19 protein-coding genes are annotated in these 16,250 nt (G+C 38.6%); 2 read left to right on the forward strand and 17 right to left on the reverse strand.

Going from position 1 to position 16,250, the window contains the following annotated elements; all coding sequences use genetic code 11:
• Positions 1 to 722 precede the first annotated feature (722 nt).
• From CRN97_RS03695 to CRN97_RS03715, 5 genes are all read right to left on the reverse strand, one after another.
• Positions 723 to 974: a TIGR03905 family TSCPD domain-containing protein gene (locus tag CRN97_RS03695; RefSeq protein WP_033152943.1), complete on the reverse strand. Its 252-nt coding sequence runs from the start codon at positions 972 to 974 to the stop codon at positions 723 to 725.
• Positions 975 to 1,007: 33 nt separating this feature from the next.
• Positions 1,008 to 1,712 carry a YARHG domain-containing protein gene (locus CRN97_RS03700; RefSeq protein WP_097075916.1) on the reverse strand — a complete coding sequence of 235 codons (705 nt, stop codon included), beginning with the start codon at positions 1,710 to 1,712 and terminating at the stop codon, positions 1,008 to 1,010.
• A gap of 77 nt (positions 1,713 to 1,789) precedes the next feature.
• Positions 1,790 to 2,947 (reverse strand): alanyl-tRNA editing protein, encoded by a 1,158-nt coding sequence (locus tag CRN97_RS03705; RefSeq protein ID WP_097075917.1) that lies wholly within the window; start codon positions 2,945 to 2,947, stop codon positions 1,790 to 1,792.
• A 12-nt stretch (positions 2,948 to 2,959) separates the two neighbouring features.
• Positions 2,960 to 3,379, reverse strand: coding sequence for a hypothetical protein (locus tag CRN97_RS03710; RefSeq protein ID WP_097075918.1), 420 nt, complete (start codon positions 3,377 to 3,379; stop codon positions 2,960 to 2,962).
• Complete coding sequence (locus tag CRN97_RS03715) at positions 3,369 to 4,013, reverse strand: HAD family hydrolase (RefSeq protein ID WP_074790963.1); 645 nt, start codon at positions 4,011 to 4,013, stop codon at positions 3,369 to 3,371. Before CRN97_RS03715 ends, CRN97_RS03710 begins: the two co-directional genes overlap by 11 nt.
• A gap of 90 nt (positions 4,014 to 4,103) precedes the next feature.
• On the opposite strand from CRN97_RS03715, the gene CRN97_RS03720 reads away from it, so the two are divergent.
• Positions 4,104 to 4,871, forward strand: coding sequence for a YlmH/Sll1252 family protein (locus CRN97_RS03720; RefSeq protein WP_097075919.1), 768 nt, complete (start codon positions 4,104 to 4,106; stop codon positions 4,869 to 4,871).
• Positions 4,872 to 4,877: 6 nt separating this feature from the next.
• On the opposite strand, the gene nadE is transcribed toward CRN97_RS03720, so the two are convergent.
• Together nadE and CRN97_RS03730 are read right to left on the reverse strand one after the other, a co-directional pair.
• Positions 4,878 to 5,627 (reverse strand): NAD(+) synthase, encoded by a 750-nt coding sequence (nadE, locus tag CRN97_RS03725; RefSeq protein ID WP_044936309.1) that lies wholly within the window; start codon positions 5,625 to 5,627, stop codon positions 4,878 to 4,880.
• Between the two features lie 11 nt (positions 5,628 to 5,638).
• Positions 5,639 to 6,451 (reverse strand): NUDIX hydrolase, encoded by an 813-nt coding sequence (locus CRN97_RS03730; RefSeq protein WP_074790958.1) that lies wholly within the window; start codon positions 6,449 to 6,451, stop codon positions 5,639 to 5,641.
• A gap of 157 nt (positions 6,452 to 6,608) precedes the next feature.
• Between CRN97_RS03730 and CRN97_RS03735 the strand changes: the two genes are divergently transcribed.
• Complete coding sequence (locus tag CRN97_RS03735; RefSeq protein WP_097075920.1) at positions 6,609 to 7,661, forward strand: SGNH/GDSL hydrolase family protein; 1,053 nt, start codon at positions 6,609 to 6,611, stop codon at positions 7,659 to 7,661.
• Positions 7,662 to 7,663: 2 nt separating this feature from the next.
• Here CRN97_RS03735 and CRN97_RS03740 read toward each other — a convergent pair whose 3' ends face one another.
• The 10 genes from CRN97_RS03740 to CRN97_RS03785 form a co-directional block, all read right to left on the reverse strand.
• Complete coding sequence (locus tag CRN97_RS03740) at positions 7,664 to 8,947, reverse strand: alginate O-acetyltransferase AlgX-related protein (RefSeq protein WP_097075921.1); 1,284 nt, start codon at positions 8,945 to 8,947, stop codon at positions 7,664 to 7,666.
• Positions 8,948 to 8,955: 8 nt separating this feature from the next.
• A complete protein-coding gene (locus CRN97_RS03745) occupies positions 8,956 to 10,203 on the reverse strand; it encodes an MBOAT family O-acyltransferase (protein ID WP_242961998.1) in 1,248 nt (415 codons plus the stop codon).
• 239 nt (positions 10,204 to 10,442) lie between these two features.
• Positions 10,443 to 11,537: an acyltransferase family protein gene (locus CRN97_RS03750; protein ID WP_097075923.1), complete on the reverse strand. Its 1,095-nt coding sequence runs from the start codon at positions 11,535 to 11,537 to the stop codon at positions 10,443 to 10,445.
• A gap of 5 nt (positions 11,538 to 11,542) precedes the next feature.
• Positions 11,543 to 11,926 carry a PH domain-containing protein gene (locus CRN97_RS03755; RefSeq protein ID WP_097075924.1) on the reverse strand — a complete coding sequence of 128 codons (384 nt, stop codon included), beginning with the start codon at positions 11,924 to 11,926 and terminating at the stop codon, positions 11,543 to 11,545.
• A gap of 61 nt (positions 11,927 to 11,987) precedes the next feature.
• Positions 11,988 to 12,827: a CPBP family intramembrane glutamic endopeptidase gene (locus tag CRN97_RS03760; protein WP_097075925.1), complete on the reverse strand. Its 840-nt coding sequence runs from the start codon at positions 12,825 to 12,827 to the stop codon at positions 11,988 to 11,990.
• A gap of 11 nt (positions 12,828 to 12,838) precedes the next feature.
• Positions 12,839 to 13,495: a hypothetical protein gene (locus tag CRN97_RS03765; RefSeq protein WP_097075926.1), complete on the reverse strand. Its 657-nt coding sequence runs from the start codon at positions 13,493 to 13,495 to the stop codon at positions 12,839 to 12,841.
• A gap of 9 nt (positions 13,496 to 13,504) precedes the next feature.
• Positions 13,505 to 14,152: a hypothetical protein gene (locus tag CRN97_RS03770; RefSeq protein ID WP_097075927.1), complete on the reverse strand. Its 648-nt coding sequence runs from the start codon at positions 14,150 to 14,152 to the stop codon at positions 13,505 to 13,507.
• Position 14,153: 1 nt separating this feature from the next.
• On the reverse strand, positions 14,154 to 15,032 hold the full coding sequence (locus CRN97_RS03775; RefSeq protein ID WP_097075928.1) for an ABC transporter ATP-binding protein: 879 nt from the start codon (positions 15,030 to 15,032) through the stop codon (positions 14,154 to 14,156).
• A gap of 29 nt (positions 15,033 to 15,061) precedes the next feature.
• Positions 15,062 to 15,430 (reverse strand): GntR family transcriptional regulator, encoded by a 369-nt coding sequence (locus CRN97_RS03780; RefSeq protein ID WP_090394782.1) that lies wholly within the window; start codon positions 15,428 to 15,430, stop codon positions 15,062 to 15,064.
• Between the two features lie 162 nt (positions 15,431 to 15,592).
• Positions 15,593 to 16,207 (reverse strand): DUF6033 family protein, encoded by a 615-nt coding sequence (locus CRN97_RS03785; RefSeq protein WP_097075929.1) that lies wholly within the window; start codon positions 16,205 to 16,207, stop codon positions 15,593 to 15,595.
• Positions 16,208 to 16,250: the final 43 nt, after the last annotated feature.

The following is a 16,250-nucleotide window of genomic DNA, read 5'->3' on the forward strand; positions in this document are numbered from 1 at the left end:
AGTCTACTGACAAGACACTTGTCAAAACACCGTCACGCCCTCCAGCCAACCAACGCGCTAAGGCCGCCATGCCCTCCCAGCCTCTAACGTATAAAGGCCACCCTACCCCGGCCCCGGCACACCCGCCTGCTGCCACCTGCAAGTATCATTGGAGCAGATTTTTGGATTACCTTAATGTGTAATGTCGCTCATATGTAGGTGTACTTACGAAGCTTTTACTATTCGAAGGTAAGGTATGGGTGGGACGGACAATGTAGTTTATATAATCATCTAGTCTTAACTAGTCTTTGTATTATTACTTTTGCTACTCCGTTCACAAAGAAAAATTAAAAAAGAGCTATTTGTATGTATTGGCACCGTGGCACATTCAACGTCGTGTTTCAAGTGACCACTGCTGCCGCCGTCCTAGCGGCAGCTGCCAATTCATATCAAATATCTCTTTTTATTTTTCTAAGTTCACTCCAAAGCAAATAGTAATAAATACAAAGCTAGCTTAAGACAGATGATTACTAAGTGTAGTGTTTGTCCGTCTCCACCCATACCTTACCGATAGAATTGTAAAACTTTGTAAGAACACCTACTAATAAATATGGGCGACTACACATTTAGATAATCCAAAATCTGTGACGTACTTGCAGGAGACAGCAGGCGGGTGTGCCGGGGCCGGGGTAGGGTGGCCTGGGAATTTCCACGCCGGGAGGGCATGGTGGCCGGGTGTACTCCTAGGCCTGGAGGGCCTGTTCGATGCCTAGGGCAAGTTGGTCGGCACAGCTGGTGCCTTTGAAGCCACAGAGGTTGCCCTTGAGAATTTCTACGGTGTGGGCTGCATCGGCGCCCTCGAGGAGTTTGCTGATGGCGAGTGTGTTGCCTGCGCATCCTCCGGTGAATTTTACGTTGTGAAGCTTGCCGTCCTCAATTTCGAAGTCGATTTTGCGTGCGCAAACTCCCTTTGGTGTATAGCTGTATTTTTCCATTTAAACTCCTTTTTCGCTCTGCCAGTGAGCGTATTACATTGTGTCTATTGAATTTAGCATGTCTAGGTTTTTGACTTCCGTTTCTGTAAATACATCCTCAGAAAAATCTGAAGGCATTACAGATGGAGAGTACCAAACCTGACCCATGAAATAATTCATTATTTCTGAATCTCTGAAACTATAGCCGTGACGGGCATAGATTTCGTTTTTTGCGATGTGTATAACCTCTGCAGGTACATTTTCAAAATCCGCAGTGGTGTAGACTGTTGTGTCTGTATTGAATAAGTATGTGCAGTAGCAAGCATCACCGGTGACACCACGTGCTGTTTCCCAGTAGCTCGCTACTGTAGGCCAGTATTTGTTGTCTGTAAGGTATTGGCTGCGCTCAGATATTGCTGCAGATATTTCATCTGACGACCAGTCTTTGATGGTGTCAACGTATTCGCCAGGATCCACAACTGTGATAACAGAATTGTCTTCCACAGCCTCCTCTGAGGATTCTGTGGATTCTGCTGTGTCGGTTGTTTCTACAACTTCTTCCTGGGCTACCGCATTTTCCTCGCTCACTGTAAGTTTTTTATCCTTCTTGTGAAGGGCATTATAAGAAAAACAGCCTGCAAGTAGACCTACCACTATACATACTACGATTTCAATTGTCCATCGACGAACATTTTTGTTGTTATAAAGCTTAACTATAAGCTTACGTAAATCATCAAAACGTGAAAACATTTCTTCCATAGCTACTCTTCCCTTTTCCGTTTTTCTTTAGAGTATACCATATTTTGACGAATTTGTTACATTATATTGCGTTTTTGTTACATTGTGCGCTCAATCTCGTTTCTTGTAGCATTTACGCTACCTTGAGCCATTTGCTTGCTACCGCCGCCTTTAGCTCCTAAAAGCTCTCGCATTCCTGCTGCAATTGCTGCGCAATCTCTGGTCCTGCTTCCAATTACAAAGTTGTAGCCATCATCGTCATTTCCTGAGAATATGCAGCACAAGCCATCATGCTTTTCAACCAATGCGTTTACTCCATCACGCATTATCTTTGCATCCAGATTTTCCGAGAAGATTGTGATATCTGAAACATCAGAGGGATAGCTGTCAATCTGATTCATCAATATTCCAGATTTGATTTCATTGATTTCGTATTTTAACTGCTTCCCCTCGTCCATCAAAGATGTGATTTTATCTGGTACTTCATCCTCTTTGCAGCTCAGTGTGCGGTACGCTTTAGCCAGCAATTTCATACGACGATTGTAGTCGTCTAAGGCTCTTAATCCACATAGGATATAGATTCTTGTTCCGCCTTTGTATTTCTCGTATGATACCACTTTTAATATGCCTACCTGGCCAGTGCTTTTAACGTGTGGTGCACAGCAGGCACATAGATCAACTCCTTCGATTTCTACCAATCGAACTGGCCCATCAATTTCCTTTTTACTTCTGTAGGCTATTGCTCCAAGCAATTCCTGTTTAGGATAATATGCCTTAATAGCCACATCTGCGGCAATGATTTCATTTGCCTTTCTTTCGATATTCTCAACCATATCCTCTGAAAGCTCTATATTCAGATCGAGTGTGACCGTATTGTCACTAAGGTGGAATCCAACATTTTCAGCACCATATTCATTATGAGCAAGTCCTGTAAAAATATGCTCTCCTGTATGCTGCTGCATATTTGAAAAACGATGGTTCCAATCAATCACACCATGAACTTCCTCACCAATCAGGAAGCCCCCTTTGCAGTAATGATAAACTGTATCCCCCTCAATCTGTACATCCACCACCTGATGATCATCTAAACGACCTATATCACTGGTCTGTCCCCCCTGCTCAGGGAAAAATAATGACTTATCAAGAACTACCTTGTAAAGCTTTTGATCATCGATTATAACTTCATCACAAGAAATTACTTTTGCAGTAAAGTCCTTTGCAAATGCATCTTCATCATAAAGTGCTATTGTTTTCATATATATCCACCCTTAGTTTTTGCCGATTGGAATACCAAAAATCTTTGTCTGAAATCCATCTCGTAAGGTCTCATAATCTGTGTAGTTAATAGTAGATTTGAAATAATTATTCCAAGTATCCTTTAGCTTGTCACAGATTTCTTTGCCATTTTCTTCATTTGTGAGAATAGCTGGGAAAACATAATAAATCATGAAATAATTCAGGTTCATTAAGTCAGCACCTCTTACCTTGCCAAACTTTTTGAATGCAGCTGTTACATCCTCGCAAAGCTCCTTTGCGCTAGCTTCTACATTATCAGCTTCCACCAAATCCTTTAGCAAATCATATCTCTGCTGATTAAACATATCCATCTGCTTTTCATAGTCCTTTTTGTTGTGAACCTTGCTAAGATATGCTACATCCTCAAACAATTTTTCAACATTAAATCCCATCAATAATACCTCCTAAATCTTTTATGTCATCCACCTTTGCTGCGTATCCATCTACTGAATCGCCATATCCATATGCTGCCCAGATGAAATCAACCCCCGCTGCATCGCAAGCATCCTTATCGCCTTGAATATCCCCGATATATACCGGTTTCTTCAAACCATTTTTCTTGGCAATTCCTTTTATATTATCCGCTTTTCCAAGGCCGTTGTCGCCGTAACAAATGAAATCTGTAAAGTACTTTCCGTAACCACTTCTCTCTAGAAATGATTCGATATATCCCTGCTGACAATTGCTTACTATAAAAAGCTTTGTCTTTTTGCAAAGTGTCTCAAGTGTTTCCTCCAAGCCTTCATATGTTGTATCGCCCTTTGACTGTGCCAAATCCTGCATCTCATATTCTTCGCAAAGCTTTACTGTATCGTATCTGCGATTTGGATCTTCGTCAGGAATACAGGCATCAGCAATGTCTGTCATTGTCTTTCCAAAAAGCTGCTGAAGCTTAGCTGGAGTGAACTTAACATCATACCCTTTATCCTTGCAGGCTCTTTCCCAGCTTGCAGCGAATAGTGGTGTGTTGTCCCAGATTGTTCCATCCATGTCAAAAATCAATCCATCAGTATGTATCTTGCTCATTTAATTGCTCCATTTTCTATCTATAACTAGGTGCTATTTTATAACATTTTCAGTATAATTGATAGATAAAATACCTAGAAAGGAAACGGTATGAACGACGACGATCAGCTTTTATATAAACGACTAATAGAGCTCTCCAACAGAGCTTATCAAAATAACATCTATACCTTCAGTGATTTTCTCAGCCTCTCCCAGCAGGATGTACTTTATCAGGCTGCAAGAGACAAATCCTTTGCACCTATCAAATACGATTTGTTTGGCGGTTATGAAAATTGCGAGCGCAAAATGGTTCGCTTTGGAAGTGAAGCAGATTTTGGATACGAAATTGATTTTCCAATTAAATGTATCAAGGTAGAGCCTCTTTCCAAGAAATTTGCAAAAGAATACACCCACAGAGACTACCTGGGCTCTCTCATGAGCCTTGGCATGGATAGAAAAAAGTTTGGTGATATCTTTGTAGATGGCATGGATGCATATATCTACGCCGATGAATCTACTGCCGATTATCTTCTAGAAAACTTTGTTTCCGTAGGTCGTAATTCTGTTAAGTGTTCCATCTCAGAATTGCCGGAATCATATAAAAAATCAGCCCTAAAGGAAACCACCATACAGGTAGCATCCCCTAGAGCTGATGCTGTTATTTCTAAAGTTTATAACCTAAGCCGCAAAGACACGATTCCATATTTCACCGAGAAAAAGGTATCGGTTAACGGGCACATTGTCGAAAACAACGACAAGATTCTCTCTGCTGGAGATTCGGTATCTGTCCGTGGCTTCGGTAAATTTAACCTTGTAGAAGAAGGTGGCCTGTCTAGAAAAGGCAAGCTCAACCTTGTGGTAGAAATCTTCGGCCGATAGCCGCAATTAATGTCTCTTGTATGCAGGCATTAACTGAAGCTTGTGAAGATTTGCCACATGCTTTCTATCGATTGATTCTCTAACGTCGGCTGGAATGTCGGCGTTGGAATCTGAAATATATTCATCAAGCTGAGCATACTTAAATCCAAGCTTATCTTCATCAGACATTCCTGATAATCCATCAGAAGGTGTCTTGTGTACTAACTCATTTGGAAGTCCCAAATATTCTCCAATCTGAAGAACCTCTGTAACTGTGAAATCCTGAAGCAATGAAACATCACCTGCTGCATCGCCGTACTTTGTTGAATATCCAACATAATCCTCTGAAGCATTGCATGTGTTAACAACAAATGAGGTGACTGGCTGTCCCTGTGCAACTGCGTACAAAGTAGACATACGAAGACGTGGTGCCAAATTGATACGTAAATCCTTTGTTACTTCAAAGGCACTGGCCTTTTCAAAAGTAGCAATGGCTGCATTGTAGTAATCTGTAATAGGTACTACTTCGTTTGGTATTCCAAGGAAATCTACAAGCATTTTAGCATCTGCCAAATCTGACATCTCGCCATTTGGCATAATGATTCCAACTACTCTATCTGCTCCAAGTGCCTCTTTTAAAATAGCTGCTGTTACAGATGAATCCTTGCCTCCAGAAATACCAATAACTGCTCTTGTGTTATCTCCGAATTTGTTGAACCACTCTCTTGTATACTCAATTAGCTTCTTTGTTTGATCTTCAACATTAAACTCTCTCATCGTTATGCTCCTTATTTAAGTCGGTATAATTCTGACATTCTACGTCCGACAATTGACTTTTCTTTCTTACCAACTGGCTCAATTCTATCAGCAACCATGATTCTAAAGTTGGCCTTGTAAAGGCTATGGCCTAAAAGTAACTCATAGATTACCTGTAAATCAGGAAGAGTAAATTCTTTGTTTGCCATACTGAATGGAAGGTCAGTATATTCGATTTCTCTTCTGAGCTTAATCATTGACTCAACGATGATTTCATCATGGTCAAATGCCAACTGAGATTTGCTCTTTTGAGCAGCTACGGTATTTGCATATCTAACATTTCCATTCTGGAAACGCTTTGTAGAAAGCTGATATACAATCTCTACACCAATATCGTCATTGAAAATACGAAGCATGTTGTCTGTAAACTCAAAATCAAACCATGCTGCTTCCAATGCATCATCACCGCCTCTTACTGGTGGTGCAACTGGAGAGAGTGCCATGTAAGCAACACTCATTACACGTGTACGAGGATCTCTGTTAGGCTTTGAGAATGTGTAAACCTGCTCAAGGAATACATTCTTAAGACCTGTCTCCTCCTTAAGCTCGCGGGCTGCCGCTTCATAGCATGATTCATCCTCGTGTACGAATCCACCTGGAAGCGCCCAACAATTAATGAAAGGATGAGCTCCTCTTTTTATAAGTAATATCTTTAAGCCAGAATAATCTTTTTTAGGTCCTAATACCATCATATCAACTGTTACGGATGGTCTAGGATAATCTCCTGGGCTGTACTGTGCAAGAAATTCTTTTTCGGTTAAACCGTTCTTGTCCTTATACTCCATCTTATCCTCCTATTTTCCCTCATAATCAATAATTCCATAGTAGTAATGTACTACCTGTTTTATATTTTGTCAATCATTAATCAATATTTCTTACTATTCTTATTTATGATATACTTAATACTTGAAATCTAAATATTATGATGATTGGAGAATTATTTTGAGAAAAAAACTAATAGTAATCCTTTGGATATCATTGGTTGTTTTAGTAATTGCCTTTTGTTCTCTTGTAATTTATCAAAACAAATTGGCTGATGAAAAACTAAAAGAACAGGAACGAATAGAAGCACAACAGGAAGCTGCTGCTTTAGAGGAAGAAGAAGCTGAAGAAGAAACCGATGAGGAGCTTCCAGCTGACGAATACACATTTACAGATTTGGAAGCCACCTACTTTGCACAGTCTGACGCCACAGTTCGTGAAGAACCATACGACACTGCGGAAATCATCGGTACCCTTTCCATTGATTCCCGTATTTCTGTTGTTGGCACTTGCAATGAAACTGATTACTACAAAATAAAGATTAATGGGGATTATGGTTATATCGCCTTTGATGACGTTTCAGAAGAATACATCGACATACCAGTTCCTTCTGCAACAAAAGCTGTCCCTACAGCAACAAAGGACATTCTTTTCATAGGAAATTCCATCACATTCTATCCAGCCACATCTGACTGGTGGGGTTCAGGATGGGGATGCGGTGCATCATCACCTGCAGCCGATTATGTACATTTGACTGTAGCTGCCAAGGGCTACTCTTCATATGATTGCATGTCACTTAGAGCTTGGGAGTTTTCTAGCACTAGAAATTACGAGCTTGATGACTTAGATCCATACATCACTAACTATCAATACAGCACTATCGTTATTGAATTAGGTGAGAATGTTAAAGGCCACGAGACTCACTTCAAAGAAGATTTAAAAGATATGATTACCTATATCAAGTCTTACAATCCTAATGCTCGTATCGTAATGCTTGATAATTTCTGGAAATATAGCAGTATCATTAGTACTAAAAAGGAAGTTGCTTCAGAAATGGGCTGCACTTATGTAAGCCTTTCAGATATTCAGGGTGTTGCAGAATATCAGCTTCAAGAAGGCGACCAATATACAGCACCAGATGGCACTGTATATACAATCGGTTCCTTCCTTGCTGGTCATCCAAACGATGCCGGATATTCGGCAATCGCTCAGCACTTAATAAGCGCTTTGTAATATTATTTCAAAACATTTATCACACGTTGCATTGTTTTAAATGCTTCATAGTCGTATCTTTCTACGGCTTCAATAACAATTACATCAGAGTTTTTGATGTCAGAGTGGATTTGTGACATATAATCACGATGTGCAAATGTACACTCAGTAAAATCCTTAGAAATATAAGGCATCATGTTTACACGAAAGCTGTCGCCGATAAGGCACAGCTTTTTTTGATTTGCCCCATCACTTGTAGTATGGCAAACCATAGCCTCAGTGTCCAAGCCATTAACTGTAATCTCAGGGCGATAATCCACTGTGTATTCTATATCGTCATGGTAGATTTGGTCATCCGGTATACCCATGTATGTATATAATTCGTATTTATCTGCATCCTGAATTCCAGCAATCCATTCTGATGGGTCAGTCTGCTCTACTCCCATAGCAGCATAAAGAGCATTTGTACCGTACAATGCCCCCATATGATTCCAATGACTATCGTATTTGTAATAGGTGCGTGTAACTCCAGCAGCATATAACGATTCTGTCAAAGGATACAAAAATGGAGTTGAGCAATTCTCAGTTATATAACTGTGTAACTGCTGTTCTCTTTTATATGTGTTTACTATATCTACTGTAGGCATGTACTGGGAATATACCTGAGATTTATTTGGAGCTATGTAAATGTACAGTTCCTTTCCCTGGGCTGTGCATAGCGCCTGTAATTCATTAAGTGTAGCCGCGTAGCTAGCCATTTCACTCTCACTAAGTATATTTGTGCCCTGATAGCATTCTATTTCGTTTTCTCCATATAAAAACAGCCAATTATCTCTCGCAATAATTACATCCTGATATACATGAAGTGGGAAGTACGTATCTGTTCCAGCAACCTCTTCTACCGACTCATTTGTTTGAGCTTCCTCTCCTGGAACAATAGGCTTGTTCGTCTCACCCTTGTCAACAGTTTCAACTATATTGGTAGGGGTATATAGCTTGTTGCCGATGGCAGTCTCCACCTTATCAAACTGACCTTCTACAGTATCATTAAGAGATTTGTACCAGGTTATAAGGGTATATCGAAATGGTATTCTATCGTCAATAAAGCTCGAAACAGTTTCCCCAGAGTTAAGCAAATCTCCCCATTCTATTGTGGCCGCCTCTCGATTCTCTGTCTCTACATTTGAAATCTTGCCATAAAAATCCGGAGCAACTACTCTAAGCAATCCCCCTCCCACCCATGGGAATACAAGGATTGCTAAAAAGACTAATATGAAGATTTTGTTCTTTAGATTCGTAAAATTCATATTGCTCCTTAAAACTGATAATAAATAAATGGATTATAGGTTCCATTTACAAGGAATAACAAGCTAACCAGTAATATTGCAAGGCACACTGCCATGTTACCTTTTACCGCTTTGATACTCATATGAGCCTGGACAAATCCTGCAAATATCACTGCTGCAAAAATAGCGATTACACCCATGCCTGATAGATATGTAAACAGGTTCAGAATTCTGATTCCGCCTGCAAACATTCTGGAAATATATGTAAATGCAGATATTATGGAATCCGCTCTAAACACTACCCATAAAAGATTTACGACAAAAAATGTTAATAATCTATTTAGGAATTTCACTGGATTCTTTTCCAATATCTTTCCAAACCAAACTCTTTCGAATATAAGCAAAATGCCATACACAAGGCCCCATGTAATAAAGGTCCAGTTAGCTCCATGCCATATTCCTGTCAAAAGGAATACGATAAATATGTTTCCGCAGGTCTTCTTTAAAGTGCATCTGCTTCCACCTAGTGGAATATACACATAATCTCTAAACCAGGTAGAGAGTGAAATATGCCAGCGTCTCCAGAACTCTCTTACTGATTCCGCCCTGTAAGGATGATCAAAGTTTTCTTTGAAATCGAATCCAAACATTTTTCCAAGGCCTATAGCCATGTCAGAATATCCGCTGAAATCATAGTAAATCTGGAACGTGTAACAAATAGAGCCAAGCCATGCAACTGTAGCATCCAGCTGTGATATATCAGCAGTCCAGATTTTATCTGCAATGGACGCTAACGTATTTGCGATAATAACCTTTTTACCTAGTCCAAAGCAAAATCGTTTGATACCAGCTGCAAACTCGTAGCTTCCAACACTTCGTTCTGTCAGCTGGCCCGAGATATCTTTATAGTGAACAATAGGTCCAGCTATCAGCTGTGGAAAGCATGAAATATAAAGTGCAAAATACCAAAAGCTGCTCTGCACCTCCACTTGGTCGTTGTATACGTCAATTACATAGGACAAAGCCTGGAAGGTAAAAAATGATATACCAACCGGAAGAACAATCTGTGGAAGATTTAATGCACCTGTACCTACTCCCGAAAATAGATTTGTAAATCTATCTGAAACAGTAAGGCTTCCGCCAAAGAATATATTTTCAATTATCGCTATAAAAAAGTTGAAATATTTAAAGAAAAAAAGAATGCCTAAATCAAGAACAACAACTGATATCAAAGATATCTTGTTGAACCTGTGGCTATGACGATTGCTTGCACACAAAAATCCTCCAGCCCAATTTATAAAAATAACTATGCCTATCAGCAGGAGATATTTCACCCCGCCGAAGGCATAGAACACCAAGCTGAATATTAAAAGGATTATGTTGGAAAGCTTAATCCTATTTGCATATGAACCACCTTTAAGCCTTGGAATTCCATAGTAGGCCAACAGACATAAAGGTAGGAAAATTGTAGTAAATATAATAGAACTAAAAACCAAGTTATTCTCCCTTTGTAATACTAGTTTTTAATCATTAATGTAGTGAGTGGCTTTTTCTTGTTAAAAAATGAAACTACTACATCACATACATAAGCCCCAATGAGTGTCACCACTGTACATCCCAAAACCTTAGCTGGGAAGCTGATGTTTGGAAGAAGTGACTGCACTAATCTGATGCTGTAAAACTGATTTAAATATATAAGCAAGCTCATCTTGCCACACCAGCCAAATATAGGCTTATCAAAGATTTGATGACATGGATTTACATTTGAAAATGTAAGAATTAAACCAATCATCATAATAAAAAGTGTAGGGAAACTATACTTAGGATCAACTCCTGTTACTGCATATCCAAATACAAGTAAATAACAAACTAGCTCTACTATTGCTAAGATAGTTTTCCCTGCCTTTGTAAATTCGATTTTGTTAAGCTGTCTTGTAAGGCTGTATGCACTACATCCAAGTGCCATCTCTGACATTCCTCTAAGGAAGCACTTGTAGAAGTGACCTGTCCAGCCATCAATTCCAGCCAAGCTATTGTATTCATGAGCCATGTAGCCCAGCACAAAGAGGGCTAAAAGAGGGCATACGATTTTTACAAAAGCTTCATAGTGACGTCTAAGGAAGTACCAGAAAATAAAGGTAACCATAAGCCATACATCCAAATACCAGGTAAGCTTATTAACCCATGTGCTATCAAATCCAAAGACCTGAAGGAAAAATACAGAAGCCCAAGAATCCACTACATAGCTGATTCTTCCTTTTACTGTATTCTCCAAGAAATACGCATTTACGATAATCGTAAGAATAATCGCAAACAGATGATATGGAAAAACATTCTTGATTTTCTTCCACATCATCTGTGCTGTTTCTGTACCAATTAATTCTGTGCTGACAGCTCTTTTAGCAAAAGCACAGGCAGCCAGCAAATAGCCTGAAACCAAAAAGAAAAACTCTACTCCAATATACCCATGATTGAAGAAGTATATTCCTTTTATTCCAATGCTAATATTTCCATCCACTGCGAAACGCTTGTGAATATGGAAAAATAGAATCCCCAAAGCAAAAATAAAACGTAAAAACTCCACTCGTCCATTTTTCCCTTGTTTACTCATATCGTCTAAAAATCTCCTTCGTGGATGTCATTGTCATCCACATCATCTACCATATTTTCTCTTGTGTATACACGCTTTGCCTCGCGCTGCTGTTCAACCTGAACTGAAAGCATTTCCTTTACATTTGCAGAATGCTTAACATTTCTGATTTCAAATGTGCCAAGGCTTTTATCAGATGAGCTTACAATAATAGAACCTACGCCAAAGATTCTCTGACCTAAGCTGCGCTTAAGCTGTAAATCAAGGATTCTATATAGTCTAACTTCATTCTGCTCCAGGTTGAAAAAACCAGTTTCAACGAAGAGTCTGTCTTCACTCATGCTGTACTTTGTAAAGCTGATAGGTAAGCCTAAATGTCTTTTTCTATCGTGCCATAAAATGTTTGCCATAGTTATCCTCCCAAATAAAAAATTAAGGTGTAGAAATAAATCCACACCCTAAGTATATCACTTATGCCTCAATTGTTCCTTCTCTTTTTGCTATAGACTTGAGAATCAATCTTGTTAAGAAGAATGAACCAACTGCAAGTACTCCCGTAACAACTGCAGTTGTGATCATACTAGAGGTGTTCGCGCGTCCCACCTCTGCTGTTTCCGCAAAATCCATTCCAACCTGTTCCATTGCCCAATTCAGCATAAAAAGAAGTGCCATATTGTATCCATTGAATACGATATGCATAATCATTGATGTAAATACGCTTCCGCTAGCTCTGTTTGTGTAAGCAAATATAATGCCTAAAACAGTTGCATAGCAGAACTGATTAATATTCAGATGAAGAGCACCAAACATTAATGCTGAAATAATAGCAGCTGCTGTAAATGGCAGGATTTTGTTTAATCTATTTGTAAAGAAACCTCTGCATACTATTTCTTCTACAACTGGTGCACAGAGTACTGTAGCTACTAATGTAAGTCCAACCGATTCTGATGCAAACTGGTCAACACTCTGAACCATTACATTTGGAACTATAAACTGTGAAAGTATATTTGCAAACATTGACATAGGGCTAACTACAATTACAAGTAAAATAGTCTGGAAGAATGTAGCTACCTTAATTCCTTTAAACCCAAATGCTTCAACAATTGAATCTCCCTTTTTGATAGTGTAGGCAAACACTGGAATCAAAAGGCAGATGTCCAAAACAAAAACGTGGACGTATGTCGGAACATTAATGCCTAATACATTTGTAAATATCCCGAAGATTGTGTTAAGACCAAGTTCAATTGCTATTTCCAGTAAAAATAATAACATTAACTTTGCTACTTCAATTTTGTCGATTTTCTTTTCCATTTTCTCTCCCTTTATAAATCATTATTTACTGCTACTTTCCTGGTTGTAAGCCAGGAGATAATAAGTGTAACCACTATAAAAACTATGATTCCAAGCCATATTCCAAGCTGATTGTAAACTGGGTTTACTAAATGATCAAACGCACTTGCAAAGCAATCTCTAATTACTGGGAATATGTGCGAAAGTCTTGGAACTCCAAACATTAATACAAAAATGCCAACGTAATATACCCAGTATGCATTTTTTCCAAATCGAATGATGCTATTACCGACAGCCCCAGATATCAACGAAAATACGCCAAAACAAAGTGCCGCTACTTTTAACACTACGCTAGCTCCAACCACACTTGGCAAAGCAATAATAATCAAACTAATAATGATGATTTCAACCAAATCATATAGTCTTGTATAAATAAACATTTTCTTTCTTGTCATACCAAATGACAGAGCTCTTGGAAAATCTGTTGCCACCAAAAATGGTTTGAAGAATATGCTCATTCCTATATATCCACCTGCAATAAAGCTTGCACATAGCTCTATAATAGTTAAGTCATCTTCTGTACATACTGTTATTATTAAAGACAGAAGCACTGCACCAAATACGATTATCCCATAAAAGATTTCATTGTACTTCTTAATCTCAAATGTTGCTTTTAAATCTCTTATCATATCGTCCCCCTACCTAACCATCATGGTTTTGCTGAGCTTGTATCCCCAGGCTTCTAAACCTACAAATAAAAGTATTATCACTATTGGAAATAGAATTGGCGGTATACTAGCTACGTTTGTTACTAATATAGCGTTGCCATCTATTGCTGCACCAACACCTATCGTTCCACCTAATATGGCACATCCCAAAACAATAACCATAATTACAACTTTTCCATATCTTCTAAGCTTGTGCCCAATAACATTTCCTGCCGCACCGGTTACAAGCCCCATTAATGCTGTTGCATATACATAGAACATAAAAAACTTGCTTAAGAATATTGATGCAACCACTGCCACAACCGCTGTATTACATACAACTATAATTAATTGCTTTATTAGCTGGCCCACGAATATATCTTTTCTTCTAGCCCCCATTGAAAGAGTGAGACTGTCATACCAGCCTGGGCCATACATAGAATAAATACCATTCAGTATTGATGTAAACAAACCGCCAACCATCACAAACATTCTAGGAATGTATTCCCTTAAATCTTCGTCACTGCCGATTAGAATCCATTCCAGAATAAGCAGCATTTCGATTAAAAGTATAAGTCCATAGTTTTTTAAGCCATTAATCAAGTAGTACTTATATGTTCTCTTTGAAAGATCAGACATACTAAGCCTCCTTTCTCTCATCCACACTCATGGCATAGAAAAGATTCTGAAGTGAAACTGGCTCTACCATAACATCCTCTGAAAAACTATCAATTGGCTCATCAGCAAGCACTGTAACCACCTTATTGCGTCCAATTGACTCTGGATGATAAACCTTTAAATCCTTTACAGCTGCATCTACCAATGTTTCTTCTCCGCTGATGCGATATGCTCTAGCTAATAAACCTTCTGTATTTTCCTTAACAACAATCTGGCCATCATCAATCATGATAACCTCTTCAAACAATGAAGCTGCCTCCTCGATGATGTGTGTACTGATGATGAATGTTCTGCCTGTAGCTGCGTATTCCTCAATAACAAGCTTGTAGAACTGTTCCCTTGCTACTACATCAAGACCTGCAACCGGCTCATCGAGGATTGTGATTTCAGCCTTGCTTGCAAGAGCGATAATGATTGTTACTGCTGAAAGCATTCCCTTTGAAAGTCTGTTGATTTTTTTCTTAATATTGATGTTAAAAAGCTTTATAAGCTCCTTTGCATATTCCTCATCCCAGTTAACATAAAATGCCTTTGCTGTAGATAAGTAATCCTTTACCCTGTATGTGTTTGGTCCAAACATTGTGACTGGTGAAATCTCTCTTGAATAACAGATTCTTGAAAGAGACTTTTCATTTTCCCATACTGGCTCACCGTCAAGTGTAACTGTTCCTTCTGAGGCAGGATTTTGAGCTGTAAGGATAGAAAGAAGAGTAGTCTTTCCTGCTCCATTTCTTCCAATCAGTCCATAAATCTTTCCTGTCTCAATATTAATGTCTACGTTCTTTAGAACTGTGTCTTTACCATATCTTTTAACGATATTCTTTCCTACTAATGTGCTCATATATCCTCCATTCCTCCCATAAAGAAAAACTATACTTCACTAGTTTCATCAATAAGCTTTTTTAAATCTTCTTTTGTAATACCAATCAACTTTGCCTCGCTAATTATTTTTTTGAGGTAAGTTTCTTTGAAGCTTGTCTTTCGAGCTTCCATGATTTGTTCTTTAGCTCCTGCCTGTACAAACATACCGATACCTCTTTTCTTGTAAATGATTCCTTTATCAACCAATAAATTAATTCCTTTTCCAGCCGTGGCAGGATTAATCTTATAAAACTTTGATAGCTCTGTTGTGCTAGGCACTTGTTCTTCTTCCTTAATGATGTCCCTTAATATTTCATCTTCTATCATTTCGCTAATCTGCAGATAGATTGATTTATCTTCCCCTAAATTGCTTAACACACACCCACCTCCTTTACTTCATCGGTTAATTACTTGTGTAATTAACCATATCACCATATATTATATCTGTCAATTATTTTTCTAAATTTTTCTAATATTTTTTTGACAATAAAAAAAGTAGCAGACTCTTTCAAGTCTGCTACGTCCTATATTTACTAGGTTTTAACCTCTACATTCATCATACATGTCTAACAAAGTTTTTGCTAAATCCTCATCCTCTTCTGGAAGGTCAATAAATGCTCCTGGAATTACATTGTAATCTTCCTCTTGTGTTGGTGTTGGATATTCATTATATGATACAGAATAATGGAGTTCGTCTCCCACCATAGTGAAATACTGCTCTATGCATTGCATTGAACATCCTACCCTCATACTGCAATCTGCTGCATCACTTGTGTAATCCTCATATACATCATCCCTTGTAACCTCTTTAATTCTATCCAGCATTTCCTGTTCAAATTCCGGATCAGCTTGCATCTTCTTTATAACAGATGCATCTATTCTGATGCTCTTCTGTCCTGGCTCTGTGTAGTTTTCTCCAACTAAGTTCATTGAGCCATCATAGCCATAAAATGCGCCGTGATCCATAATCTTTGATGCATCATCCAAAGTAAATGCTACATCAGGGAACTGCTTACACATATCTTCATAGTAAGACACAGTTGTATCTTCCTTCTCACTTTTCATAGTGAACTTAAAAACTGGCTTCTCTATCTCATTTCTAAAGCCATTATATTTAATTTTCAAATTGTAATCAGCCGATACTCTACTAATCATCTCTAATCCTCCAGTCGGGATAAATAAAAAGGCACCTATTTCA

The organism is Pseudobutyrivibrio ruminis DSM 9787, from assembly GCF_900218035.1.
GTDB classification, from domain to species: Bacteria; Bacillota; Clostridia; order Lachnospirales; family Lachnospiraceae; genus Pseudobutyrivibrio; species Pseudobutyrivibrio ruminis.

Excerpts from the sequence above, each read along its gene's own strand:
- CRN97_RS03695 (WP_033152943.1), bottom strand. The coding sequence starts at position 974 with ATGGAAAAATACAGCTATACACCAAAGGGAGTTTGCGCACGCAAAATC.
- CRN97_RS03700 (WP_097075916.1), bottom strand. The coding sequence starts at position 1,712 with ATGGAAGAAATGTTTTCACGTTTTGATGATTTACGTAAGCTTATAGTT.
- CRN97_RS03705 (WP_097075917.1), bottom strand. The coding sequence starts at position 2,947 with ATGAAAACAATAGCACTTTATGATGAAGATGCATTTGCAAAGGACTTT.
- CRN97_RS03710 (WP_097075918.1), bottom strand. The coding sequence starts at position 3,379 with ATGGGATTTAATGTTGAAAAATTGTTTGAGGATGTAGCATATCTTAGC.
- CRN97_RS03715 (WP_074790963.1), bottom strand. The coding sequence starts at position 4,013 with ATGAGCAAGATACATACTGATGGATTGATTTTTGACATGGATGGAACA.
- CRN97_RS03720 (WP_097075919.1), top strand. The coding sequence starts at position 4,104 with ATGAACGACGACGATCAGCTTTTATATAAACGACTAATAGAGCTCTCC.
- nadE (WP_044936309.1), bottom strand. The coding sequence starts at position 5,627 with ATGAGAGAGTTTAATGTTGAAGATCAAACAAAGAAGCTAATTGAGTAT.
- CRN97_RS03730 (WP_074790958.1), bottom strand. The coding sequence starts at position 6,451 with ATGGAGTATAAGGACAAGAACGGTTTAACCGAAAAAGAATTTCTTGCA.
- CRN97_RS03740 (WP_097075921.1), bottom strand. The coding sequence starts at position 8,947 with ATGAATTTTACGAATCTAAAGAACAAAATCTTCATATTAGTCTTTTTA.
- CRN97_RS03750 (WP_097075923.1), bottom strand. The coding sequence starts at position 11,537 with ATGAGTAAACAAGGGAAAAATGGACGAGTGGAGTTTTTACGTTTTATT.
- CRN97_RS03755 (WP_097075924.1), bottom strand. The coding sequence starts at position 11,926 with ATGGCAAACATTTTATGGCACGATAGAAAAAGACATTTAGGCTTACCT.
- CRN97_RS03760 (WP_097075925.1), bottom strand. The coding sequence starts at position 12,827 with ATGGAAAAGAAAATCGACAAAATTGAAGTAGCAAAGTTAATGTTATTA.
- CRN97_RS03765 (WP_097075926.1), bottom strand. The coding sequence starts at position 13,495 with ATGATAAGAGATTTAAAAGCAACATTTGAGATTAAGAAGTACAATGAA.
- CRN97_RS03770 (WP_097075927.1), bottom strand. The coding sequence starts at position 14,152 with ATGTCTGATCTTTCAAAGAGAACATATAAGTACTACTTGATTAATGGC.
- CRN97_RS03775 (WP_097075928.1), bottom strand. The coding sequence starts at position 15,032 with ATGAGCACATTAGTAGGAAAGAATATCGTTAAAAGATATGGTAAAGAC.
- CRN97_RS03785 (WP_097075929.1), bottom strand. The coding sequence starts at position 16,207 with ATGATTAGTAGAGTATCGGCTGATTACAATTTGAAAATTAAATATAAT.